Origin of the sequence: Pusillibacter faecalis, assembly GCF_018408705.1 — a bacterium.
Lineage (GTDB): Bacteria > Bacillota > Clostridia > Oscillospirales > Oscillospiraceae > Oscillibacter > Oscillibacter faecalis.
The window spans coordinates 217,063-240,073 of record NZ_AP023420.1; the positions used below are offsets into that span (position 1 = coordinate 217,063).

23 protein-coding genes are annotated in these 23,011 nt (G+C 54.8%); 8 read left to right on the plus strand and 15 right to left on the minus strand.

Translation table 11 applies throughout. The features are described 5' to 3' along the window. The first annotated feature begins 222 nt into the window (after window positions 1-222). The 5 genes from KJS55_RS17555 (at window position 223) to gdhA (ending at window position 5,483) form a co-directional block, all read left to right on the plus strand. A complete protein-coding gene (locus tag KJS55_RS17555; protein WP_346345676.1) occupies window positions 223-453 on the plus strand; it encodes a GNAT family N-acetyltransferase in 231 nt (76 codons plus the stop codon). Between the two features lie 28 nt (window positions 454-481). After that, complete coding sequence (locus KJS55_RS01025; RefSeq protein WP_213542490.1) at window positions 482-1,987, plus strand: IMP dehydrogenase; 1,506 nt, start codon at window positions 482-484, stop codon at window positions 1,985-1,987. Window positions 1,988-2,286: 299 nt separating this feature from the next. Further along, on the plus strand, window positions 2,287-3,069 hold the full coding sequence (locus KJS55_RS01030) for a cell wall hydrolase (RefSeq protein ID WP_228300424.1): 783 nt from the start codon (window positions 2,287-2,289) through the stop codon (window positions 3,067-3,069). Between the two features lie 75 nt (window positions 3,070-3,144). Further along, window positions 3,145-3,903: a TIGR04255 family protein gene (locus tag KJS55_RS01035; RefSeq protein ID WP_213542491.1), complete on the plus strand. Its 759-nt coding sequence runs from the start codon at window positions 3,145-3,147 to the stop codon at window positions 3,901-3,903. Between the two features lie 230 nt (window positions 3,904-4,133). After that, window positions 4,134-5,483, plus strand: a complete 1,350-nt coding sequence (gdhA, locus tag KJS55_RS01040) for an NADP-specific glutamate dehydrogenase (protein WP_187031319.1) — start codon at window positions 4,134-4,136, stop codon at window positions 5,481-5,483. A 93-nt stretch (window positions 5,484-5,576) separates the two neighbouring features. Here the strand turns inward: gdhA and KJS55_RS01045 are convergent, their stop codons facing one another. The 11 genes from KJS55_RS01045 to KJS55_RS01095 all read right to left on the minus strand — a co-directional run bounded on the left by KJS55_RS01045 (window position 5,577) and on the right by KJS55_RS01095 (window position 16,657). Continuing rightward, window positions 5,577-6,269, minus strand: a complete 693-nt coding sequence (locus KJS55_RS01045; protein ID WP_187031317.1) for an MgtC/SapB family protein — start codon at window positions 6,267-6,269, stop codon at window positions 5,577-5,579. A 15-nt stretch (window positions 6,270-6,284) separates the two neighbouring features. Then, entirely contained in the window at window positions 6,285-7,010 is a 726-nt protein-coding gene (locus KJS55_RS01050) for an MgtC/SapB family protein (protein ID WP_187031315.1), read from the minus strand. A 214-nt stretch (window positions 7,011-7,224) separates the two neighbouring features. Next, window positions 7,225-8,367: an Ldh family oxidoreductase gene (locus KJS55_RS01055; protein WP_228300425.1), complete on the minus strand. Its 1,143-nt coding sequence runs from the start codon at window positions 8,365-8,367 to the stop codon at window positions 7,225-7,227. Between the two features lie 13 nt (window positions 8,368-8,380). Beyond that, window positions 8,381-8,923, minus strand: coding sequence for a YcxB family protein (locus KJS55_RS01060; protein ID WP_187031310.1), 543 nt, complete (start codon window positions 8,921-8,923; stop codon window positions 8,381-8,383). A 65-nt stretch (window positions 8,924-8,988) separates the two neighbouring features. Further along, a complete protein-coding gene (locus KJS55_RS01065; protein WP_213542492.1) occupies window positions 8,989-9,795 on the minus strand; it encodes an alkaline phosphatase family protein in 807 nt (268 codons plus the stop codon). Between the two features lie 28 nt (window positions 9,796-9,823). Next, window positions 9,824-10,804: an ABC transporter ATP-binding protein gene (locus KJS55_RS01070; RefSeq protein WP_213542493.1), complete on the minus strand. Its 981-nt coding sequence runs from the start codon at window positions 10,802-10,804 to the stop codon at window positions 9,824-9,826. Beyond that, window positions 10,797-11,795, minus strand: a complete 999-nt coding sequence (locus KJS55_RS01075) for an ABC transporter ATP-binding protein (protein WP_187031305.1) — start codon at window positions 11,793-11,795, stop codon at window positions 10,797-10,799. The genes KJS55_RS01070 and KJS55_RS01075 overlap by 8 nt, the downstream gene beginning before the upstream one ends. 10 nt (window positions 11,796-11,805) lie before the next feature. Next, a complete protein-coding gene (locus tag KJS55_RS01080) occupies window positions 11,806-12,696 on the minus strand; it encodes an ABC transporter permease (protein WP_187031304.1) in 891 nt (296 codons plus the stop codon). Between the two features lie 5 nt (window positions 12,697-12,701). After that, the gene (locus KJS55_RS01085) at window positions 12,702-13,637 is read right to left on the minus strand and encodes an ABC transporter permease (protein WP_187031303.1); all 936 of its coding nucleotides are present in this window, start codon (window positions 13,635-13,637) and stop codon (window positions 12,702-12,704) included. Between the two features lie 102 nt (window positions 13,638-13,739). Then, window positions 13,740-15,344 carry an ABC transporter substrate-binding protein gene (locus KJS55_RS01090; protein WP_213542494.1) on the minus strand — a complete coding sequence of 535 codons (1,605 nt, stop codon included), beginning with the start codon at window positions 15,342-15,344 and terminating at the stop codon, window positions 13,740-13,742. A 359-nt stretch (window positions 15,345-15,703) separates the two neighbouring features. After that, window positions 15,704-16,657 (minus strand): DMT family transporter, encoded by a 954-nt coding sequence (locus KJS55_RS01095; RefSeq protein WP_187031301.1) that lies wholly within the window; start codon window positions 16,655-16,657, stop codon window positions 15,704-15,706. 652 nt (window positions 16,658-17,309) lie between these two features. Between KJS55_RS01095 and KJS55_RS01100 the strand changes: the two genes are divergently transcribed. After that, window positions 17,310-18,788, plus strand: coding sequence for an APC family permease (locus KJS55_RS01100; protein ID WP_187031299.1), 1,479 nt, complete (start codon window positions 17,310-17,312; stop codon window positions 18,786-18,788). Between the two features lie 46 nt (window positions 18,789-18,834). Here KJS55_RS01100 and KJS55_RS01105 read toward each other — a convergent pair whose 3' ends face one another. Together KJS55_RS01105 and KJS55_RS01110 are read right to left on the minus strand one after the other, a co-directional pair. Continuing rightward, window positions 18,835-19,272: a WapI family immunity protein gene (locus KJS55_RS01105; RefSeq protein WP_213542495.1), complete on the minus strand. Its 438-nt coding sequence runs from the start codon at window positions 19,270-19,272 to the stop codon at window positions 18,835-18,837. 12 nt (window positions 19,273-19,284) lie between these two features. Beyond that, the gene (locus KJS55_RS01110; RefSeq protein ID WP_213542496.1) at window positions 19,285-20,310 is read right to left on the minus strand and encodes an aldo/keto reductase; all 1,026 of its coding nucleotides are present in this window, start codon (window positions 20,308-20,310) and stop codon (window positions 19,285-19,287) included. Window positions 20,311-20,438: 128 nt separating this feature from the next. Between KJS55_RS01110 and KJS55_RS01115 the strand changes: the two genes are divergently transcribed. Both KJS55_RS01115 and KJS55_RS01120 read left to right on the plus strand, forming a co-directional pair. Further along, on the plus strand, window positions 20,439-21,185 hold the full coding sequence (locus KJS55_RS01115; protein WP_213542497.1) for an XAC2610-related protein: 747 nt from the start codon (window positions 20,439-20,441) through the stop codon (window positions 21,183-21,185). Further along, the gene (locus KJS55_RS01120) at window positions 21,172-21,546 is read left to right on the plus strand and encodes a winged helix-turn-helix domain-containing protein (protein WP_187031290.1); all 375 of its coding nucleotides are present in this window, start codon (window positions 21,172-21,174) and stop codon (window positions 21,544-21,546) included. The genes KJS55_RS01115 and KJS55_RS01120 overlap by 14 nt, the downstream gene beginning before the upstream one ends. A 75-nt stretch (window positions 21,547-21,621) precedes the next feature. Here KJS55_RS01120 and KJS55_RS01125 read toward each other — a convergent pair whose 3' ends face one another. After that, window positions 21,622-22,275: a cytidylate kinase-like family protein gene (locus tag KJS55_RS01125; RefSeq protein WP_187031288.1), complete on the minus strand. Its 654-nt coding sequence runs from the start codon at window positions 22,273-22,275 to the stop codon at window positions 21,622-21,624. A gap of 88 nt (window positions 22,276-22,363) precedes the next feature. Beyond that, entirely contained in the window at window positions 22,364-23,002 is a 639-nt protein-coding gene (locus KJS55_RS01130; protein ID WP_187031286.1) for a DUF1847 domain-containing protein, read from the minus strand. Window positions 23,003-23,011 lie beyond the last annotated feature (9 nt).

Below are 23,011 nucleotides of genomic sequence, written 5' to 3' on the forward strand. Positions count from 1 at the left end.
TTTTTCCGATGAAGTCCGCGCACTTTTCTCGGAGTACACGGACATGCTGCTTCAACTGGGGCCGTCCTTTCAGTTGTAACTGAGCACTCAGCACTATGAGGATGAGCTTCGGGACCTCACAGCCAAGTACGGCCTTCCAGACGGGCGGCTGTATCTTACCCAGGTGGACGTAGGGCCGCTGGGTGCGTCGCTCTGTGGAAGCTGGATGAGGAATGCTGCGAGATGAAGCGGCTGTATGTCCGCCCTGCCTGCCGGGGCCGGCACATCGCAAGGCACTTGGCGGACCGTATCATCGCTGATGCCCGAACCATCGGTTATCGCCGTATGCTCCTTGATACGATGCCCTGTCTGAGGGATGCCGTCCGCCTGTATCGAAAGCTCGGCTTCCACGATATTCCCCGCTATAACGACAGCCCCATGGACAACACAATCTTCCTGGGGCTGGATCTGTGACCTGATATCTTTGAAATGAGGTGGCCTTATGGCATATTTTTTCAATGAACCCTCCAGAACCTTCAGCGAATATCTGCTGGTCCCGGGATACTCTTCCTCTGAGTGCATCCCCGCCAATGTCTCTTTGCAGACGCCAGTAGTCCGGTTCAAGCGCGGCGAGGAGTGCCCCCTGACCATGAACGTCCCCATGGTCTCCGCAGTGATGCAGGCCGTCTCCGGCGAGCAGATGGGTATTGGCCTTGCCAAGGAGGGCGGCATCGCCTTCATTTATGTCTCTCAGCCCATTGCGGACCAGGCTGACATGGTGCGCCGTGTGAAAAACTACAAGGCGGGCTTTGTCTTCAGCGACTCCAACCTGCGTCTGGGAGACACCTTAGCGGATGTGCTGGCGCTGAAAGAGCGCACCGGCCACTCCACGATGGCCGTCACCGACGACGGTACCGGCACAGGGAAGCTCCTGGGCCTGGTCACAAGCCGGGACTACCGGGTCAGCCGGATGGACCCCTCTACCAAGGTGGAAACATTCATGACCCCAGCGGAAAAGATCGTTTCCGCTCCTGAGGGCACTAGCCTGAAAGCCGCCAATGACATCATCTGGGATCACAAGCTCAACGCCCTGCCGATCCTGACAGCAGACGGACATCTGGTGAGCTTTGTGTTCCGTAAGGATTACGATGCCCACAAGGGCAATCCCCTGGAACTGCTGGATAGCCAAAAACGCTATATGGTGGGTGCGGGCATCAACACCCGGGACTATGCCGAGCGGGTTCCCGCCCTGGTGGAGGCCGGTGTGGACGTGCTGGTAATCGACTCCTCCGAGGGATATTCCGAGTGGCAAAAGCGGACGCTGGAGTGGATTCGTTCCCGCTATGGTGAGAGTGTGAAGGTGGGCGCTGGCAACGTGGTGGATGGTGAGGGCTTCCGCTTCTTGGCGGACTGCGGCGCCGACTTTGTAAAGGTCGGCATTGGCGGCGGCTCTATCTGCATCACCCGGGAGACAAAGGGCATCGGTCGGGGACAGGCCACCGCCGTCATTGACGTTGCCCAAGAGCGGGACAAATACTTCCAGGAGACCGGCATCTATGTGCCCATCTGCGCCGATGGAGGCATTGTGCAGGACTACCACATTACTCTGGCCCTGGCTATGGGTGCAGATTTCTGCATGTTGGGCCGGTACTTCTCCCGGTTTGACGAGTCTCCCACCAGCAAGGTCCTGATCAACGGCAGCTATATGAAGGAGTACTGGGGCGAGGGCAGTGCCCGCGCCCGGAACTGGCAGCGTTATGATTTGGGCGGCGCGTCCAAGCTCTCCTTTGAGGAGGGTGTGGACTCCTATGTGCCCTATGCCGGCTCCCTTTCCGACGGCATGGCCACCACCCTGGCCAAAGTGCGCTCCACCATGTGCAACTGCGGCGCGCTCACCATCCCGGAGCTGCGGGAGAAGGCCAAGCTGACGCTGGTGTCCTCTGTCTCCATTGTGGAGGGCGGTGCCCATGACGTACTGCTGAAGGACTCTGCTTCTGGTGGAAAATAACCGAGTATTCTTCCTTTCCCAGCGAACAGAGACCGGACAATTGTCCGGTCTCTAAATTTTATCAAGTGCGGGTATCCTGGTTGATCGGTATGCTAAGAATTACTTTGGACGTTTGTTGGTACGCTCTGAATTGCTGCCTGAGTGGGAAAATGCGTTTGAGTCCAGGCAGCTTGTCCAGACGACTTTTTCCAGTGTGCAGCGGGGACCACTGCCATCCCTTCCATCATTTGTGGGTTGCCATGGACTATGGTTTTCTTGTACTATATATGACAGAAACCAACAAAGAAAGGATCTTTTTCGTGAAACGAGCATTTCTCTGCGGGCTATTGGCCGCGGCTGCTCTAGCCGTGCCCGCCAATGCGGCCAGAACAGTGCCCGTACATGTCGATGGCGGCAGACTACCTGGTACCTCCTATTTGGAAAGCGGCGTTACATATGTCCCTCTCCGGTATCTGCTGGATGCCCTGGGCGGTTGGACGGTCGACTGGGACAGCACACAAAAGGCGGCCGTCGCATCCTCTGGCTCCACCCGACTGACCGCAACGCCATCTAAAGATACCATTCAAATCAATCAAAAGACCCTGCGCGGCAATGTAACGCTCAGCAATGGGCGCACTTATGTTCCCTTGCGGCTGGTGGCCGAGGCCCTTGGTAATGAGGTGGAGTGGGACCCGTATCTTCAGGGTGCATCTGTGACCTCCGCCCATGCGGACTACGATGCCGAGGATTTATACTGGCTCTCCCGCATCATCCATGCCGAGAGCCGAGGTGAGTCTCTGGAGGGCCAGATCGCTGTGGGCAACGTGGTACTCAACCGCGTTAAAAGCAAGGAGTTTCCCAATACCGTTTCCGGCGTTATTTTTGACCGCAGACATGCGGTGCAGTTTGAGCCGGTAGCAAATGGGACTCTTTACCAGACTCCAAACACACAGTCCGTGGAAGCGGCCAAGCGTGCGTTGGACGGCGAAAGCGTTGTGGGTAATGCCTTGTACTTTTACGCTCCCGCTCTGTCTCAGGGAACCTGGATCAATGCCAACCGCGTCTATCACATGACTATTGGCTGCCACCGCTTCTATTTGTAATAAAAGTGAGCATGTTGACTTTTTTATTTCAAACGGCTACAATGATGGCATCTGATTTGTAAAGGAGCATGTCTCATGCTGTTCTCTGATCGCCCCAGAACCCTTTATCGGAATCGTCCGGCCCACGAAGTCATCTGTCAGCTGCGGTTTCCCTCCATCCTCTCCATCAACCAGGTGGAACCCGCGGAGTTCCAAGAGGATATCCGGGACGCCTTTCCCCAATATGCCCGGCGCCAGGACCTACCGCCCATCGTCGGAGGCCAGACTCCGCCCCCTCCCGTCACCAATTACCACTTTCTCTCTGAGGACGGACGGTGGAAGCTGAACTTAACGAAGGATTTCATTGCGCTCTCTACGCTCTATTATCCTGGTTGGGAGGAATTTGCCCGCCACTTGGACCAGCCCCTGGCCTCTTTCATCCGGCATTACAAGCCAGCTTATTTTCAGCGGGTTGGCCTGCGGTATGTCAATATCTTCTCCCGCACCAAGCTTGGTCTGGAGGAAACCCCTTGGCGAGAGTTGTTTATCCCGGCTTACACGGGTCCTCTCCAGGATGAAAGTGAGGATACCCTGCTCAACTGGGGATGTGATATGCTTGTAAAGCTGGATTCCAGTTCCCGGGCCAAAATCCACGCCGGATTTGGCCGGCTGCAGGTAAAAAATGTTCCTCAGGATCAGGAGACCAAATTTATTTTGGATCTGGATCTATCTATGGGAAATCATGTTCCCTGTACCATGGCTGCCGGAGCACTGGAAACCCTGCATATTCACGGAGGCCGCGTCTTTGAAGGCGCAATCACAGACCGCCTGCGTGAGGCCATGGAGCCCCTGTAAGGATTCTACACGGTGTTTAACTCAAAAACAATGACCGGCACTTTTGTCCACCCACGGAAAAAGTGCCGGTTTTTTTGTAAATTTTACAGAAAACGTTTCTTTCATCCGATTATAATTTAGGAAATTTCAATCTTGTATGAAAGCCGCTTTTTCTTATATGCTATATACAGAAAGGTTATATGAAGGTTTCTGCTTTCATACAGTCTCATATTACAGAGGGGGCACAGGATATGTTAAAAAGCGAATATCTGCAGCACGTATATACACAGGTGGTCACCCGCGATCCTGATCAGCGCGAGTTTCATCAGGCAGTCCTGGAGGTTTTGGAAAGCCTGGACCTGATCGTGGACCAGCATCCGGAATATGAAAAGCACGGGATCATCGAGACCTTTGTGGAGCCGGAGCGGATGATTTCCTTCCGCGTGCCCTGGGTGGACGACAATGGTCAAGTCCACGTGAACCGGGGTTATCGGATTCAGTTCAGTTCCGCCATCGGCCCCTATAAAGGCGGTCTGCGCTTCCACCCCACGGTAAACCTGTCCATCCTCAAGTTTTTGGGCTTCGAGCAGATTTTGAAAAACAGCTTAACCGGTCTTCCCATGGGCGGTGCCAAAGGCGGTGCGGACTTTGATCCCAAAGGTAAGAGTGACGCTGAGGTGATGCGTTTTTGTCAGAGCTTCATGACGGAGTTGAACCGTCACATTGGCCAGTTCGTGGATGTCCCTGCCGGTGACATCGGCGTGGGGGGGCGTGAGATCGGCTATATGTTCGGCCAGTACCGCCGCATCCGGGGCAGCTATGATGCCGGTGTCCTCACCGGGAAGGGCCTGTCCTTTGGCGGCTCTCTGGTTCGGACGGAGGCAACCGGCTACGGCCTTTGCTATCTGACGGCGGAAATGCTCAAAGCCATGAAGGGCGAGAGCTTTGATGGCAAAACGGTAGTGATCTCCGGCTCTGGTAACGTGGCCATCTTTGCTACGGAGAAAGCTGCCCAGCTTGGCGGCAAAGTGGTTGCTCTCAGCGATTCCAACGGCTATATTCATGATCCCAACGGTGTGAACCTGGATGTCGTAAAAGATATCAAGCTTGGGCGCCGCGGCCGTATCAAGGAGTATGTAGACGCAGTCCCAGGCAGCACCTATACCGAGGGCTTTCGTGGTATTTGGAATGTCCCTTGTGATGTAGCCTTGCCCTGCGCCACACAAAACGAAATCGACGAGGAAATTGCCAAGACCATTGTGAAAAATGGAGCCATTGCAGTGGCTGAGGGCGCTAACATGCCCTGCCGTCCGGAGGCTATCCGGGTCTTCCAGGAGGCAGGACTGCTCTTTGCGCCCGCCAAGGCCGCCAATGCCGGCGGTGTGGCCACCAGCGGCTTGGAAATGAGCCAGAACAGCATGCGTTACGCCTGGCCCTTTGAAGAAGTCGACCGCCGCCTAAAGGATATTATGACCACCATTTTCCATAATGCATACAATGCCTCCGTTGAGTGTGGCGTACCGGGCGACTTGGTTGTGGGCGCCAATATCGCCGGCTTTAAGAAAGTAGCCGATGTGATGCTGGCCCAAGGCCTCATCTGAGCCTTTCATCGCAACAAATTATTGCTCCCCTCATGCCGCGCGGCAAACGCGCTGCGGCTTGAGGGGAGCACTTTTTGATCTTCGGCGGAGGCCTCATAGCTCTTCTACAGCCAGGATTCCATCAACTTGGTTAATTTCCGTGAGGATATCCTCCACGATAGATTTTCTGGGCAGCCGTAGGGAGAAGATCGCACAGGCATTGTGCGTTTCACTGCGGACAGAGCGAATGATCTCCATATTCAAAACCTTCAGGTCACACTCCTGATACAGCTTTAGAAGCTTATCCAGGGCATCTTTATTCCTGTATTCAATGGATAGGTTGATTTCCGGAGCATACATCATAGTCCGGTACTCCAGCTTTGCAAAGAGCATTTCCGCTAAGAGTACCAGCACTGTGGCGAGGATTCCGCCCTCGTAAAATCCGGCGCCCAGGGCCAATCCCACGATTGCCACTGTCCACAGTCCCGCCGCAGTGGTAAGGCCCTTTACCCGCTGATGCTGTGTGACAATAATGGTTCCGGCGCCGATAAAGCCGATGCCCGCCACCACACTGCCTCCCATACGCGCCATATCCAGATAGTAGTGCATATTCAAAAACAGATGCTGGCTGGTCATTGTGGTCATGGCCGCGCCCAGGCAAATCAGGATATGGGTCCGGAAGCCAGCAGACCTCCGTTTGTATTCCCGCTCCATTCCCACAATGCCTCCACAGATCATCGCCAGCACCAGACGCAGAGTAATGGAGACCACCGTTACATCCCGAAGGCCATCGAAAATTGATAACATACGGCATCCCCTCCCTTATATCTCATCCAATGTAATAACGGTCTCCAGCTCCGCTATGGAAGCCAGGACCTGCTCATGGTGGATTTTCTGATTGAGCCGGATGGAAAACACCGCGCTTGGCCGTTCTATATGCTCCGGTTTGCCATGGTCAATTTCCACCCCATAAATCTGGGCCCCTTGCGCCTTGATGCAGTTAATAATATCGCTGACATCCTCCAGAGAGGAAAACTCTACATAAAAATTCATATTCCGCGCATTCTCCACCGCAATCCGCTCCAGAACCGGCAGGAATCGCATGCACAAAAAAATCAAGATAAATGCGATAACAACACACTCATAAAATCCGGCACCAATCGCCAGTCCCATACAGGCTGAAGCCCAGAGGCCGGCAGCCGTGGTAAGCCCCTGTACCTTTTGCCGCCCTGTGATGAGGATGGTGCCGGCCCCCAGGAAACCTACTCCACCGATGGCCTTGGCACCAAAGCGGCTGACATCTACCTTTCGTCCAACCTCTGCGGCCACGTCCGCCCAACTGGTGGAAACCATCACAAACAGATATTGGCTCAAAATACCCGTCAAGGTGGCTCCGAGGCACACCAGCATATAGGTCCGAAACCCCGCAGCCCGTCCCTTGCGGCCCCGCTCAAAGCCAATCGCGCCTCCCAACAGCATGGCCAGCAGCAGACGCAGCGCCAGAGAGAGGATATTTAATTCCCGCAGGTAGTCCAATGCCTTGATCACAAATCTCACCACCCTTACGATTTTAGACCGTCTCCACGGCCTTGACATGCCACGGCTTCCAGCCGCGATTTCGAAGCGGCCCCGCAGCAATCGGCCTCCGGCAAGAAAATCGGACGACCGGCAAGGGGCGGTATCATCACCGCCCCCTGCTAATGAATTTTTTGACCGCTGCGGTACATGCGACCGCCCCTACTGAAACAGCCACCAATGGCATTCAGATGGCGGCCTCGAAATCAAAATGATAGGGTAGTTTCAGCTGGTCCCGGACCGCAATCATCTCCCTTTGGACCGCCTCGCCGATGGGAACGCCCTTGTCTTTGCGCTCACACCACGCCAGCCACTCCTTCTCTCCGGCAGTGTAAATGCGGTCATGACCCGGCGCTTTTTCCGAGGCGCGCAGCGCACGGCAAATGTCCCCCGCAGTCTTTTTACAGGTATCCAGTCCCATAAAGAACTCTGGATTGATCACAAAGAAGAAGTGTCCTAGGTGGTACATCTGAGGATTTCCATTCTGATCCACACCGGTGAGCGCCTTCATGAAAGGTCCTCCAGTCAGGGCGGCGGACAGGATTTCCACCACTGCGGCATAGCCGTACCCCTTGTAACCACACATCTCATCACCCGCACCGCCCAAGGGTGTCAATGCGGCGGTCCCGTCCACCAGTGCCTTTAAAATGGCGCTGGAGTCCGTCATAGAACTGCCATCATGAGAGATCACCATGCCGGCGGGCGTGTCTTTTCCCTCCCGAGCGTAATACTCGATCTTGCCCCGCTGAACAACGGAGGTGGCACAGTCGATACAGAAGGGAAACTCCTCATCTGTCGGAATTGCCCAAGTCAAGGGGTTCGTCCCCATCATATTCTCCACGCCAAAAGTCGGCGCAATGGAAGGCCGGGCATTCGTTCCGGTGACGCCGATCATGCCTGCCTTGGTCGCCATGGTAGTCCAGTATCCTGCTATGCCATAATGGGTGGAGTTCCGGATCGCGCCGCCGGCCATCCCATATTTTTTAGCCTTTTCAATCAGCGCCTCCATCATGCGATAGGACGCCACCATCCCCATGCCGTCGTGGGCGTCATAGACCAACGTCGTCGGGGTGTCCTTCAATACCTCAATCTCTGTGACAGGCTTCAAGGTCCCCTTCACAATCCGGTCAATATAGATCGGCTTGAACCGGTTGCAGCCGTGGCTCTCTATCCCCCGGCGGTCAGACTCCAGCAGCACGTCAGCACAGATTTTTGCATCCTCTTCTGGAACGCCATATCCCTTAAACGCATCAATCAAAAAGCGATTCATCACGTCCCATGCCACATACGGTCTACTCTCCATAAAGCATCGCTCCCCCTTTCGAATCATCCTATGCTCTCCTTCAAGAGAGCTCTATGGTTTCCACGGCATCCTCCCGCCTGCTGTTCAAAAACTCCCGCAGCTGGTCTGCTGACCCGTTTCGAATCCCACTCTTTTCCAGAATATATCCATTGTATGCGTTGATATAAAAATAGAACCTCTCGGCAGTCTCATAAATCACGCCAAACTGCTCATAGGGGTAGCTCGTGGATTTCATCCGGTTGCTGATGACAAGCTGCTCCTCTTCAAAGGAGAAATAGCAGCGGCGGGCATCCTCTGGAATGCTCTTTAGCGCGCGGGCCGCAAAGCAAGCATAAAATCTACAGCCGGTCTGGAGCAGTTGAATGCCAAGATACAGTCCGATCACAGCCAGGAGAATCACAACCGCGTCTCCATTCCCGCCAAGGACATCCAGCCCTTCATATGCCCCAATCAAAATAAGCGCCGCTCCGCCCAGCAAATACAACATGCGAATGATTTGATAGCGGCGGGCACCCATTCGCATCGCGGCAATCCGATAAAAGTCCGTCAGGTTCTCCAGCGTATAGACGGTCTCTCCCGTCATGCGACCCCTCCATTTCTTTTTAAGGACGTCCGGCGCACACACGGTGCGCCGGACGCTCGTCTTTGTTACGGATGCTTCTTGGGATAGATTCCATAGTAATGCATGACATTGATATCCCGCGGGCAGTCCTCGCCATGGGCTCCATGGTCTTGGTCGTTCATATGGTTGCCATGATCCGAGGCCCAGACCACCATGGTGTCGTGGTCCGCCCAGTTTGCCTTCACGCATTTGGTCAGCCTGTCAAAGGCATCAATATGATGGTGGAAAGCCGCCATAGCCTCTGGGGATTCCGGCTGCGTACGGTGGATCATATCGTCGTACTCCTGGTTATAGACCACAATCAGGTCATACTGATCCTTTTGAATCAGCTCCAGTGCCTTCTCCGTCACAGCGTCGTCGTATTCCTCAATATAATAGTCAATCTCACGGTTCAAATAGACCATGGCCATGCTGGACTTCGCCACCGTCACAAGTGCCACCTTTTTGCCGCTGCGGGGCAGAGAGTCAAACAGGGAGTCCACGGTGATCACCGGTTTGACATAACCTTTGATCCCATGTACGTCAGGCGAAACACCTGTGTACATAGAACCAAAGCACACCGGCGTCCAGGAGGGGGCCACTGTGGCAATCGGCAGAGCCAGCTGTGTTGCGTGCAGCACCGGGGCCAGGTCCTCCGTATACTTCTGATACATCCAAAGTCCAATGCAGTCGGGATTATAAATGAGAACCCGGTCCGCTTTCCCGCCGTTTAAAACTTCGTCCACCATATCGGTGACAAGAGGAATGGCTGGATCTGCCTGCCGCGGCGCTTCTGCTCCCATCGCATAGGCAATGGAAGACGCCATACGGGTCATAGAAATGGAATTATACATATATCAAATACAACCTCCTTGCCAGGTTTTATGCTCCATACTTGTCAGCCACCATGTGGCAAGCCACAAAGTGGTCTGGTGAAATCTCTGTCAGCTGCGGATTGGGCCGGTGGGCGCAGTCCTCCATACAGGCGTCGCAGCGCTTGAGAAAACGGCACTGATCCGGCAGATTGACCGGCGATGTGACCTCGCCCTTGATGAGCTTGCGCTCCGGCTTCTCCTTACCCACGATGGGCAAGGGGATGGCGGAGAGCAGGGACTGCGTATACGGATGAGCCGGGTTTGCAAAAATCTCATCCGAAGGTGCCTTTTCCACCATCTGTCCCAGGTACATGACAGCGATGTCGTCCGAAAAATATTTCACCACGCTCAAATCATGTGTAATAAAGACATAGGTCAGTCCCATGTCGCGCTGCAGTTGCTTCAGCAGGTTCAGAATCTGTGCCTGAATGGACACATCCAAGGCGGAAACCGGCTCGTCACACACAATCAGCTTGGGATTCACGGCCAGAGCCCGGGCGATGCCAATCCGCTGGCGGCGGCCGCCGTCCAGCTCATGGGGGTAGGAGTTGACAAAGCGTCGGGCAAGGCCCACGATGTCCATCAGCTCCAGCGTCCGTTTTTCGATCTCCTCCTTGCGGCTCAACAGCTTGTGCTCCTTGATGGGCTCGCTGATCAGCTGCATAATGCTCTGCCGGGGGTCCAGAGAGGAAAACGGGTCCTGGAAAATCATCTGCATCTTTGTGCGCAGGGCCCGCATTCTGCTGCGGTTATAACGTGTGATATCCTCCCCATCAAAGATAATCTTGCCGGAGGTGGGCTCCGTCAGCTTCAGCAGTGTGCGGCCAGTCGTGGACTTGCCGCAGCCGCTCTCACCCACAACGCCCAGCGTCTTGCCCTCTTCAATCTGAAAGCTGACGCCATCCACGGCGTGGAGCTTGCCCTTGGGGGTATCAAAATATTTGGTCAGATTCTGGACCTCCAGAATGATCTTCTTCTCATCAGCCATTTTGATTCCTCCTCAAGCGGAAACTTGGATCGCGATACGCATCACAGGCCACGTAGTGGCTTCCCTCCACATGGCGCAGCTCCGGAATATTCTCCCGGCAGGCTTCCGTTGCATAGGGGCAGCGCTCGGCAAACGTGCAGCCCTGGGGCAGGTTCATGGGGTCCGGCATCAAGCCTTTAATGGGAACCAGCTCCTCTCCCCGCTGCCTCAAATTGGGCAAAGAGTCAAAGAGTCCCTCCGTGTAAGGGTGACGGGTATGGTTAAATACATCGTCTGCAGAGCCGACCTCCACAATGCGGCCGGCATAGACCACGGCCACATCGTCACAGGTTTCAGCCACAACTCCCAGGTCATGGGTAATGAGCAGCATGGACATGTGATTGTTGACAATCAAATCCTTCATCAGTGAGAGCACCTGCGCCTGAATCGTCACGTCCAGGGCGGTGGTGGGCTCATCTGCAATCAGCAGATTCGGCTGGCAGGCCAGCGCAATTGCAATGATCACCCGCTGCTTCATGCCACCAGAGAACTGATGGGGATAGTCGCCCGCCCGGCTGTCGGAAATTCCTACCGTACGCAGCATTTCCTTAGCCTTTTCCATGGCCTCCTTCGCATCCACGTTCTGGTGGAGCTGAATGCTCTCCGCAATCTGGCTGCCCACGGTCATCACCGGGTTCAGGGCGGTCATGGGGTCCTGGAAGATCATGGCCACGTCATTGCCGCGCATGCTCTCCAGCTCTTTCTCACTCATCTGAAGAACATTTTTCCCCTCCACCAGAATCTCGCCGCTTTTGATCACACCAGGCGGATTGGGCACCAGATTTAAAATACTCAGAGCTGTGGTGGTCTTTCCGGCGCCCGTTTCACCCACCAGCCCCAGCGTCCGTTCTCTGCCGATGGAAATGGACAGTCCATTGACCGCCTCCACACAGCCGTCGTCCGTCTCATAATGAACGACCAGGTCTTTAATCTCTAATACATTATCAGCCATCACACACCTCTTACTTCTTCAGCTTGGGGTCCAGCGCGTCCCGCAGGCCGTCTCCCAGCAAATTCAGCGCCAGAACGGTCAGCATGATGGCCAAGCCTGGGAACATGCACATCCAGCCGGAGCTGCGGATATAGCCGCGTCCATCGGACAGCATAGCGCCCCACTCCGGCGTGGGAGACGGGACACCAACGCCCAGGAAGCTCAGGGAGGACGCGGAGATGATGGTGGAGCCGATACGCAGCGTGATCTGCACGATGATCGGGCTCAGGCAGTTTGGAATGATGTGCTTGAGAATAATTTTCCAGGTGGGCAGGCCCATGGCGTAGGCGGACTCAATATATTCCTCCCCCCGAATGGTCATGACCTGTGCTCGTGTAATCCGCGTAAAGCCCGTGGCGGAGCTGATGCTCAGCGCCAGCAGCAGATTCACCGTGCTGGTCCCCAGCAGGGAGACGATGACCACGGCAATCATGATGTTAGGAATGGAATACAGGATATCGTTGGAACGCATCACGATCTGGTCAATGACACCGCCATAAAAACCAGCCAGCGCGCCGAGAATCATGCCGATCACCAGTCCGATGGCAACGCTGCCAATGCTGATGGCCAGGGAGTAGCGCGCGCCGTAAATCACGCGGGCGAAAATATCACGGCCTGTCTGGTCCGTACCAAACCAATGCTCCAAGGACGGACCTTGAAAGATTTCAGTGCTCAGTCCAACAATATCCGTGTCATAGTCGTAAATAAATGTGGATGCAATGGTTGCAGCCACCAGGAGAACCAGGAACACCATTCCAATGATGGCGCCCTTATTTTTCAGCAGGCGGCGCAGAGTTTCCTGGGCCTGAGAGCGCCCCTGAACCTCCTGGGCCGCTTCTTCTATTGTGATGTTTTTTCTCATCGCAATCACCTCTTATTGGAATACTGCGCCTTGATGCGGGGATCACAGAAGGCATAGACAATATCGGTTGCCAGGTTGATCAGCGCCATCATCACACAGCAGAGGATGATAGAGCCGGTAACGGTTGGTGTATCACGCTTGTTGATCGCATCCACGATCAGCCGGCCAATTCCAGGCCAAGCAAACACCGTCTCAGCCAGGACCGAGCCGGTCATCACAAAGCTGAACTGCATGCCGATGGCAGTGACAATGGGAATCATAGCGTTGCGCAGTCCGTGCTGATAAATCACACGATTGCGGGACGCGCCCTTTGCTTTTGCCGTGGTCATATAGTCCTGCCGGATTACATCCAGCATGGCGCTCCGGGTGGTTCGCGTCAAAAGCGCTGCAAGACTCAGCCCCACCGTGGCGGCGGGCATAATTAAGTACTCAATGCCTCCAGTTCCTCCTGACGGCAGCCACCCCAGCTTAAGTGAAAATAAGAGGATAAACATCAGACCTAGCCAGAAGTTCGGCATGGACACGCCGAAGAGCGCGAAGACCATGCCGGCGGTGTCCTTCCACGAGTTTTGGTGAATCGCCGTATAGACACCCAGCGGAATAGAGATCAGGCAGGCAAAAATCAGCGCCGTACCTCCCAAGAGAAGGGTCTTCGGCAGCCGGCCCATAAAGGTATCAAAAACATCCAGACCGCTCTTCCAGGAGGTGCCCATGTCGCCGGTGATAATTCCGCCGACATACCGGAAATAGCGGGTCAAAAAGGGATCGTTCAGGCCCATGGATTCCCGGAGCGCCTCCTGCTGCTCAACCGTTGCGTTCTCAGGCAGGATCTGCTGCACGGGATCACCTCCGGCCAGATCCATGGCCCAGAAGATCAGCAGGGAGGTCACTAAAAGGGTTGGGATCATCAAAAGCAGACGCTTGATAATGTATCGAATCATATCCAATATCTCCTTCAGAAAAAACGCCGCGGAAACAGGGAGCGGCCGCCGTAAAACAGGAGCGGGACCGAATATCTGATTGTTCGGTCCCGCTCACAGTGCTTATTCAGCGCTCTCCAACGCAACGTAGGCGTGAGACCAGACGTGGTTGCCGCCGCCAAAGAGGTACGTGCCCTGGAGATTCTTATTATAGGCAATCACCAGATCAGGCACATACAGCGGAACCTGAGGAACGATCTCTGCCATGTACTGCTGCAGCTCCTGGCTTTCCTGCATACGGACGTCGGCATCCTTCTCCACCAGGATCTTATCCGTCATCTCATCCACATAGGAATCGGCCAGGTGATGATAGTTGGTGGGATATCCCGTGTAGTAGAGCTCGCGGTAGGTCTCGTCCAGACGGGTGATCACGTTCCAGCGCCACAGGAACATATCCTGGTTGCCGGCCTGGCACTCTGTCTTCAATGTGGCCTGATCGAAGGACTGGATATTCACAGTAATGCCGATTTGCTGCAGATTGGCCTGAATAATGGGTGCAATGGTCTTGTACGGATCATCGGTGGCTGCATACAGATTCACCGTCAGGCCGCCGTCAGGATAACCGGCCTCGGCCATCAGCTCCTTGGCCCGATCCAGATCATAGGTGTAGCCCTCAATTTCATTGTCATCCAGGAAGCTCCACACGCCGCGGTTCAAAATGGAGGTCTGGGGCTTGCCGCGACCGCCCAGGACCACCTCAATGATATAATCCTTATCAATGGCGCAGGAAACAGCCTGCCGCAGCTTTTCATTATTAAAAGGTTCCTTCTCACAGTTGAAGCCCAGATAGAACAGGCGGGTTCCGGGCTGGGTGTGAACCGTGATATTCTCGTCCTCTTCCAGATACTCCAGCTCTGTGGCGGGAGGATCAATGCAGACATCAATCTCACCGTTCTGCAGGGCAATCACGCGCTGAGATGCCTCCAGCAGGGGCTTGAAGATGATTTCATCAGCCATACCGGGGTCATCTCCCCAGTAATTTTCATTGCGGACGAACTTGGCATATTCGCCCTCTTTCCACTCGGAGAAGACATACTGGCCGGAGCCCACCAGCCAGGGCTCCTCGTTGCTCTCATCCTCCCAGGCGGCCTTGGACTGGATGGACATGGGCACGCCCATGAGGGTGTCGAGCAGCTCATTGCTGTACTGGGTAGTCGTGAATTGAACGGTATAAGTATCCAGGGCCTCCACAGACTCCACCAAGCCCAGCGTGCCGGAAACGGCGCTCAGAGTCGGGTCATCGCTCATAGCCATTTCATAGGTAAACACAACATCATCAGCGGTGAGAGGCTCGCCGGTGCTGAAGGTCGCATTCTCCACCAGATGGAAGACCAGATGGTTATCGTCGGTCCACTCCCAGCTGGTAGCCAGCTGAGGATTTTTCTCATTGGTCTCATTATCCAGAGAAACCAGCCGCTGATGCGTCATCACCAAGCAGTTGTTGTTAGCCTGGTCGTTTTGCAGCATGGGATTGAGCTGATTGATGTCGGCGGCGGTGCCAACAATCAAATCCTTCTTCACGCCGGGAACGCTCCCTTCTTCTCCAGCGCTGCTAGTTCCCGTACTCCCGGAGTCCCCGGAGCTCCCGGAATCGCCTCCACAGGCGGCAAGGGAAAGTGTCAGTGCCAGCGAAAGCAGAAACGCAAGAATTTTTTTGTTTCTTTTCATAACATCTTCTCCTTTTAAAAATTATATAAAACACAAGAGCCTCTCTTGTGCTTTATTTCCAACGATCATCCATATGGGAACACACAATAGGTGACACCCACCAGTCCCCTGCAAGGGCAAAAGCAAAAAAAGAAATCGCCTGTTTTCAAACGAGTCTGTATGAATTATACAAAATCCAACGGAATATGTCAAAGACTATTTTCTGTTGCACCTGTTTTTTTAAAGAAAAAAGAAAATTTATAAAATCATGAAAAAGAAGAGGGACAGGCAGCCTCTGTTTTGTGCAAAACAGAGGCTGTTCGACATTTTAAATACCGCATATACAACAAAACCACCAAAGTGTCTTCCATCTTGTCCCCCTATCGAGGCTTGACAGCGGTTTCATTGCCCGCATCCGTCCCTTTCTCCTCCAAGGCCGGGGGATTGGCGTGCCCCAGCAGCTCCATGCCAAGGGATGCGGCTACAATGATAGCACCGCCCAGCAGCTGCAGCGCTGTCAGATTCTCCTGGAACAGCAGGAACCCGACAATGGTGCTGACCACGACCTCCAGCGCTGATAGGATGCAAGACGTTGTCGGCTTAACATAGCAGGCGGATTTAACAAAGCACGTGTTGGCCACCAACGTGCATGGGATACCAAGACACAACACATTGAAAATCACGCTCAGGCCGCCCGGAGCCACAAAGCTATGAAGGATTTTTCCATGATCCACAAACAGCGCCATGAATGCAGACGCACCTAAAAAGCCATAGGTCAGCATGGTATCCCGCTCATACCGCCCCGAAAAATAGCGCGGAACTGACACCTGCGCCGCAATGCCAACACCGTTTAAAATGGCAGCCAGCATTCCAAGCATGTCAAACCGCATCTCTTGAACGCCCAGCAGATTGGTAATCAGCACAGCCCCCAGCAGGCAAAATGCAATGGAAATGACCTGTTTGCGCTGCACCCGCTCCCGAAAGACCACCAGCCCAATGAGGCATACCCAAACCGGACTCATGAAGGACAGTACCGCCGACATCGCCACGGGAATCCGCTCAATGGAAAAGGCATAGCCTAAAAAACCCGCAGTATATGTCAGGACTCCGAATATGATCGAAGTGAGAACACCTTGCTTTCCAACCCGCAGCACCTGCGGATTTTTGATCCCGTGGAGAATCAGCAGTCCAACTCCAGTGAGCAGACAACGCAGATACGCAATTTCCAAGCTGGTATACTCCGCCGCATTCAGCGCACGAGTAAAAATTCCAAGAAGCCCCCACAGGCTGGCGGAACCTGCGGCCATGATAATTCCCTTCAAACGGTTTGACATGTTGATCCTTTCCCCTCCCAGGCATTCTCCCCGGCACTGCCGCCGGTATTTCCTGAATATACCGCGCGGCGTGGCGCTGTCTTATTTTAGTTGATTTTATCCTCCCTGGCAAGGAGAAATTTTACTTTTCCGGGCAGGTTGGCGCATCGCGGTATGTACCTGCGTCCGGCTTTGAACGGAAGCCACCGTCAGTCAGGCGGCTTCACTGCTCCGGTGCTTCGGATGAGACTGGTGCAAACCGCCAACTTTTTCATTTCAGCAATCTCCAAAAGGGGAATTCGCGTTTCATGAATCCATTGTACCGCGAATGGTAAACCTCTCATCGTTCGACAAACTTCCTGTTTCTTCTCTTTTTTATTCCAGAAATCTCTTTTGTTTATTTTGACCAAATCTTTTTTCCAATCCTCGCCTTGCCCTTCTTAACAAATTGGACATAAATAAAAAAATTTGCTATTTACAGAATACTTTTCGTTTTTTTGACTATGAAAAAACACAGAAAAATAATTTGTCCATCAAAATTTTATTGTCAAAACAAAAACTTGACTAATTTCCACCCAGGTGTTATAAGTGTTTCAGTGGTTTTGCATAAGTCTGATATCTTGGGAGTTTTGTCTATCAAGCAAAGCCGTATTTGACTTAAGGAGGGGTTCTCATGTCTCATCAACCGCAACAACAGGGCGCATTTAAAAAGGACATGCGCAAAATCGACATCTGGGCACTGGCATTGGGCGCCATCATTGGATGGGGTACTTTTGTCATGCCAGGTACCAACTTCCTGCCAAAGGCGGGACCAAGCGCCATCATCGGCCTCCTTCTCGGCGGCTGCGTCATGGCCATCATCTCCCTGAGCTATGGCTATTGCATCAAAAAGTATCCCCTCTCCGGCGGCGAGTTTGTCTACGCGGACGCGTCTTTCGGCAAGAAGCACGCCTTCGCCTGCGGCTGGATGATCGTTCTGGGCTACTGGTCCCTGATTCCCCTGAACAGCACTGCCATCGGCATGATCACCCGGTACATCTTCCCCGGCGTGTTCCAGTTTGGTCATATGTACACCATCGCCGGCTGGGATGTGTATCTGGGCGAGGTGCTCCTCTCCTCCGCCTTCATCATCGTCTTGGGCTACATGAACGTCAAGGGCGTCAAGTCCGCCGGCTGGTTCCAGACCACCGTGGCCGTGCTGCTGGTGGGCTCCGTGCTCTTCTGCGTGATCGGCGTTCTGTTGGCAAAGCCTGACTTCTCCAACATGCAGCCCTTCTTCGCCGAGATTTCCAACGGCGAGGTGGTCAGCAAGGGCGGCCTGGCCTGTATCATCGCCGTGGCCTGCTACGCCCCCTACTGCTTCGTCGGCTTCGACTGCATCCCTCAAGCCGCTGAGGAGTACAGCTTCTCCCACAAGGCCGCCAAGGCCCTGATGGTGGGCGCGATCCTGGTGGGCGCTCTGATCTATGCCTCCATGGTCTTCGTCACCGCCGTTGTGGAGCCCTGGGGCCCCATGATGCTGGGCAATCCCGACTGGGCCACCGGCCAGGCGGTGCAGAACACCATTGGCTATGTGGGCCTGCTGTTCCTGGGACTGGCCATGCTGTGCGCCGTGCTCTCCGGCATGAACGCCTTCTATCTGGCCGCCAGCCGTCTGCTGTACTCCATGTCCTACGCCGACGCGCTGCCCAGCACCTTCGGCGAGCTGCATCCCAAGTACGGCACTCCTGACAAGGCCACCTACTTCCTGCTGGCTATCTCCCTGGTATGTCCGTGGTTTGGCCGTCAGGTCCTGACCTGGGTTGTGGATATGACCTGCGTGGGCGCCGCCGTGGGCTTTACCTACACCTGCGCCACCGCCACCATCATGTCTAAGAAGGACGGTCTGAAGGGCCAGACCATCATCAGTGCCATCGGCACGGTATTGGCCGCTTTCTTCATCATCCTGTCCTTCATCCCCGGATCTCCCGGCTTCCTGAGCGTCCCATCCTTCATCATCCTGGGCGTGTGGATCGTCCTAGGCATCATCTTCTGGGTGAAGATTAAGGACCGCTTCCTCCATGGCCGCTGGGAGGGCGTAGACGTGGAGCACATCCTCATGTCCAAGATGACCGAGGCCGGCACCATCGACAGCTACAACAAAAATCAATAATTGCAAAAGAGCGCCTGTGGGATACTCCACAGGCGCTCTTTTGCAATCAGGCGCGGTCCGGGTACTTCATGCACAGGGCATCCAATTCATCCGTCAGTTTCCGTATCTCCGATTGTGTCATCACACACTCCACCTCAGCGGTATCGTCACCGTCCATAGTATTCGGCAGGACAAAGGAAACCGAGATTCGGAAATGCTCTTTCTCCGCCCAGGCATCCAACTGAAAGTAGGACTCCACAAAGTCGCTGTGGTAGCTCTCCTTCAGCCCTGCCCGAAGAACCTTCAGTCCTGCCGCCAGCTCCCGCAGCTCATAAGTCAGAAGGCAGCTGTTGGAGTCCTTGCGGAGAACCCCCTCCTCGTCGGTCCAGGCGCACCGCATCACCAGCCAGTTCCGGTCATCACTGCCAGGCGCTCCACCATCCGGCGGAAACTCATAGCCCGCAATCTCCAGCTGTATTTTGGTCTCTTGATTTTGAAATAGCATCGTTTCCTCCGATTAGTCGTTGTGGTGGATCGCATAAAATGCGTCGTACTCTGCCAGCTGCCTTTCCAGCAGTGCCGGGGTGTCCAGCCCATAGGGACAGCGGGATTTGCAAATGTCGCAGTGCACGCACTCCTCAATCTTGTGCATCTTGGCATACCATGTATCACTCATGTAGGGCCGGTAGGGAGACCGCCCCAGCAGCTGGCTCATCCGTGCGGCCTGGGGAATATCAATTCCTGCTGTGCAGGGCAGGCAGTAGCCACAGGAGCGGCAGAAATTCCCCGCCAGCTCCCTCCGGTCCTTATCAATGATCTCCTGCAGCTCCGGAGTCATGCGGGGATTCCGCTTCGCCAGATCCACCCACTGCTCCAGTTCCCAGGCGTACTGGATGCCCCAGATCGGCACCACGTGGTCAAATTCCTGCATGAAGGCGTAGCAAGCCGCGGCATTGTTCAAAAGCCCCCCAGAGAGTCCCTTCATGGCGATAAAGCCCATATCGTGTTCCCTGCACAGGCGCACCAGCTCCAAATCCTGATCCGAGGCCAGATAACAAAAAGGGAACTGTAGCGTCTCAAATTTTCCGGATGCAATCGCCTCCCGCGCCACAGCCAGCCGATGGTTCGTGATGCCGATATGCCGGATATAGCCCTTTTCCCTCATCTCCAGCGCCGCGGCAAAGGCGCCATTCGGGTCGTCAATGTCCGGCAGAACCGCTGGATTGTGAAACTGGAAGAGGTCAATGTAATCCGTCCGCAGTCGCCGTAGGCTCAGTTCCATGTGTTCCAGAGCCGTCTTCTTGTCCGTGGCTCCGCTCTTAGTGGAGATCACCACATGCTGCCGCACATCGTGCAGGGCCGCTCCCAGCTTTTCCTCACTGTCCGTATACATATTAGCGGTATCAAAATAGTTGATGCCCGCCTCATACGCCTGTCGAACCAGCCTGACCGCGTCAGTTTTGGAAATGCGCTGAATCGGCAGTGCACCAAAGGATGTTTTTGTCACATACAGCTCCGTACGCCCCAGTCTGACTTTCTCCATACGTCCTCCTCTCCCCCGTCTTCCCTAGGGAATTCGATTTCACATGGATTATATCACACTTTAAACCGTTTGCAAATCCAAAGCTACATGTTATAATAAAGGTGAATTCTCGTTTGGAGGAGATGTCTATGAAGCCCTTTCGACAGGAGGCACTTTTACTGCTGCTTCTGTGGACGCTCTCTGGCTGCGGTGCGGATGGCTCTGCTCAGAAGCAGGTGGAATCCTCCGCTCCCGATGCACTTGTTTCCTCTAGTGAGAAAGAGGATCATATCCTCTCCACCTTATCGGCCACCGTGGACGAAGGCCGGACTCTGACGTTGCAGGCCATCGGCAAGCAGCGAACGGACCTGGACGAATGGGGTGTCCGGGAGGTCCGGGTCTACGATGGAGAGTCCCTGCTCCAGACCCTTTCCGTTCAGGATGCCATTGAAGCAGGCGGCATAGATGGCATTGAGGCCGGCTACACTTCCTGCTGGTCCGTGGAGGAGGCCATGACTATCCACGATATGAATTTTGACGGATATGACGATCTGGATCTGTTCGGCTGGTCTCCTAACAATACGATTCCTCACTACTACTGGCTGTGGGATCAAGAGACGCAGCGCTATCAATTCGCCTTCATTCTTCAGGGAGCCGAGGCAGACCCGGAGTCCCAGGAAATCCGCGCCACAGTCAAGAGTTTTGGAGGCGATGGTCCGGAGGGCGGCTTTTACCAAACGAATATATACCGCTATGTCGATTTTGGCGAGCTGGCGCTGGTGCGGCGGGAAGTGACGCAGATCCGCGATGGCAAGTCCCTGCTTGAGGTCTATCAGGTCACTGACGGCCAGTTCCATCTTGTAGAGACAAGGGAGGCGCCTGATGGCACGGCATGAGCTACATTTAAAATTGACCCTGCGCCTTTACAGCGATGATGACCAGCGCTGCTTTGGCCCAGGCATCGCCACACTTCTGGAGCGGGTGGTGGTTCACCGCTCTTTGCGGGCGGCGGCGGCCTCTATGGGCATGGCCTACTCCAAGGCCTGGCGCATTATCCGCACAGCAGAGGGGGTCTTTGGCTGCAAGCTGCTTTTATCCACCGTTGGTGGAAGCCATGGAGGAGGCGCCAAGCTGACGCCGGAGGCCCAGCAGCTGCTGGCTGCCTACCAATCTTACGTCTCCGAGGTCCACGCCTTTGCCCAGGAGCGGTTCCAGGTCCATTTCGACGGACTTCCGGATGTTTCTCCGCCTCTTTAGAGCGGCAATCTTTCACACCAACGCACCAAAATCCCCTCCTCCATGGAAAATGGAGGAGGGGATTCCTGATTGCTATTACACCTGCTCTGTAGGGTCAATCTCCGTGGGGCTTGGAATTGGATGCTCCTTGTGCTCCACCATAGCGCGGATCAGCTCCACAGTGCCACTTAGCCCCAGGTAGCTGGAATCCAGACAGAAATCATAGCTGTCCACTGCCCCCCACTTTTTGGAGGAGTAATACTCATAGTAAGAGGCTCTCCGCTTGTCGGTTTTTATGATAGTCTTACGGGCCTCCTCCGGTGTCAGCTTCTGCCGCCTGGCCACCCGCTGGATGCGGGCCTCCATGGGTGCGTGAATAAACAGGCTCAGGTGGTTGGGATTCTCCGCCAGGGCATAGTCCGCACAGCGGCCGATGATCACACAAGGCCCCTGCTCTGCGATGTGCCGGATGGTATCAAAGGTAGCAAGATATACCTGCTGCTCCAGAGAATCTCCAGCACCGGCACCCGGCAGAGAAAACATATAGGAATCCATGGCGATGGAGTAGAGCAGGCTCTTGGGCCGCTCGTCAAAATTTTCGAAGATTTTTTCGCACAGACCGCTTTTCTTGGCGGCCTCCTGCAAAAGCTCCTTATCGTAAAACGGAATACCCAGCTCCTTGGCCACGCGGATGCCCACTTCCTTGCCGCCGCTGCCAAACTGCCGGCCAATGGTGATAATGGTTTTCATAAGGATTCCTCCTCTCTTGGTATCTTTATCATACCACGAAAAAGGGGGATGCGTCAAATAAAAAGTACTGAACAGGGCGGCTCCCCGCTCACTCGCCCAATAGCCTTTTATGGTAATAGGAGTCCGCCTGGTACAGCGCCGCCGCCGGATTGTGCCCCAGCACCCGGTCCTTCGTTACCAGGGTGGTAGTCAGAGCCTCCGCGTACTTATAAAATAAGGAGTCGTGCCCCACGCAAAGACCGATTACCACATTTAAATCCGTCTTGGCCCGGTTCAGGAGTTTGGCCTGCAAAATGGGGTTGCACATATTCTTCCCCACCTTCTCACAGGCCTCCGGAATTCCCACCGCAGTCTTGGGCTGCGCGCCCACCTTGCAGGCCACGCCGTAGACCTCAAACCCTGCCCTACGGAAAATTCGCGCCGCGGTTCGCGCCTCTGTCAAAAGCCCAATGCAGGTGGCAATGCCAATCCGTTTGGCGCCAAGCCGCCGGGCAAACTCCATGATCTCCTCCACCCTGGTCATCTCGCAGTAGTACTCCGCCTCTACCTCGGCGGCCGCTTTGGTGGCCTGGGCGTTCCAGTCGTCCTCTGTGTAGAGGAGCATCGCCTCTTCCAACACCTCCTGGTCCAACCCCGTGGTCAGGCAGAAAGGTGGGTTTGCCCCGTCCATTCGCTCACAGCTCTTGCTTCCGCAGTCGATGCAGCTTCTCACCTGGTTCTCTTTCATACCGTTCCC

Excerpts from the sequence above, each read along its gene's own strand:
- KJS55_RS01110 (WP_213542496.1), bottom strand. The coding sequence starts at position 20,310 with ATGGAGAAAGTCAGACTGGGGCGTACGGAGCTGTATGTGACAAAAACA.
- KJS55_RS01060 (WP_187031310.1), bottom strand. The coding sequence starts at position 8,923 with ATGACGGGAGAGACCGTCTATACGCTGGAGAACCTGACGGACTTTTAT.
- KJS55_RS01090 (WP_213542494.1), bottom strand. The coding sequence starts at position 15,344 with ATGAAAAGAAACAAAAAAATTCTTGCGTTTCTGCTTTCGCTGGCACTG.
- KJS55_RS01085 (WP_187031303.1), bottom strand. The coding sequence starts at position 13,637 with ATGATTCGATACATTATCAAGCGTCTGCTTTTGATGATCCCAACCCTT.
- KJS55_RS01115 (WP_213542497.1), top strand. The coding sequence starts at position 20,439 with ATGAAGCCCTTTCGACAGGAGGCACTTTTACTGCTGCTTCTGTGGACG.
- KJS55_RS01100 (WP_187031299.1), top strand. The coding sequence starts at position 17,310 with ATGTCTCATCAACCGCAACAACAGGGCGCATTTAAAAAGGACATGCGC.
- gdhA (WP_187031319.1), top strand. The coding sequence starts at position 4,134 with ATGTTAAAAAGCGAATATCTGCAGCACGTATATACACAGGTGGTCACC.
- KJS55_RS01105 (WP_213542495.1), bottom strand. The coding sequence starts at position 19,272 with ATGCTATTTCAAAATCAAGAGACCAAAATACAGCTGGAGATTGCGGGC.
- KJS55_RS17555 (WP_346345676.1), top strand. The coding sequence starts at position 223 with ATGAAGCGGCTGTATGTCCGCCCTGCCTGCCGGGGCCGGCACATCGCA.
- KJS55_RS01125 (WP_187031288.1), bottom strand. The coding sequence starts at position 22,275 with ATGAAAACCATTATCACCATTGGCCGGCAGTTTGGCAGCGGCGGCAAG.
- KJS55_RS01070 (WP_213542493.1), bottom strand. The coding sequence starts at position 10,804 with ATGGCTGATGAGAAGAAGATCATTCTGGAGGTCCAGAATCTGACCAAA.
- KJS55_RS01075 (WP_187031305.1), bottom strand. The coding sequence starts at position 11,795 with ATGGCTGATAATGTATTAGAGATTAAAGACCTGGTCGTTCATTATGAG.
- KJS55_RS01025 (WP_213542490.1), top strand. The coding sequence starts at position 482 with ATGGCATATTTTTTCAATGAACCCTCCAGAACCTTCAGCGAATATCTG.
- KJS55_RS01130 (WP_187031286.1), bottom strand. The coding sequence starts at position 23,002 with ATGAAAGAGAACCAGGTGAGAAGCTGCATCGACTGCGGAAGCAAGAGC.
- KJS55_RS01045 (WP_187031317.1), bottom strand. The coding sequence starts at position 6,269 with ATGTTATCAATTTTCGATGGCCTTCGGGATGTAACGGTGGTCTCCATT.
- KJS55_RS01080 (WP_187031304.1), bottom strand. The coding sequence starts at position 12,696 with ATGAGAAAAAACATCACAATAGAAGAAGCGGCCCAGGAGGTTCAGGGG.
- KJS55_RS01035 (WP_213542491.1), top strand. The coding sequence starts at position 3,145 with ATGCTGTTCTCTGATCGCCCCAGAACCCTTTATCGGAATCGTCCGGCC.
- KJS55_RS01120 (WP_187031290.1), top strand. The coding sequence starts at position 21,172 with ATGGCACGGCATGAGCTACATTTAAAATTGACCCTGCGCCTTTACAGC.
- KJS55_RS01065 (WP_213542492.1), bottom strand. The coding sequence starts at position 9,795 with ATGTATAATTCCATTTCTATGACCCGTATGGCGTCTTCCATTGCCTAT.
- KJS55_RS01095 (WP_187031301.1), bottom strand. The coding sequence starts at position 16,657 with ATGTCAAACCGTTTGAAGGGAATTATCATGGCCGCAGGTTCCGCCAGC.
- KJS55_RS01055 (WP_228300425.1), bottom strand. The coding sequence starts at position 8,367 with ATGATTCGAAAGGGGGAGCGATGCTTTATGGAGAGTAGACCGTATGTG.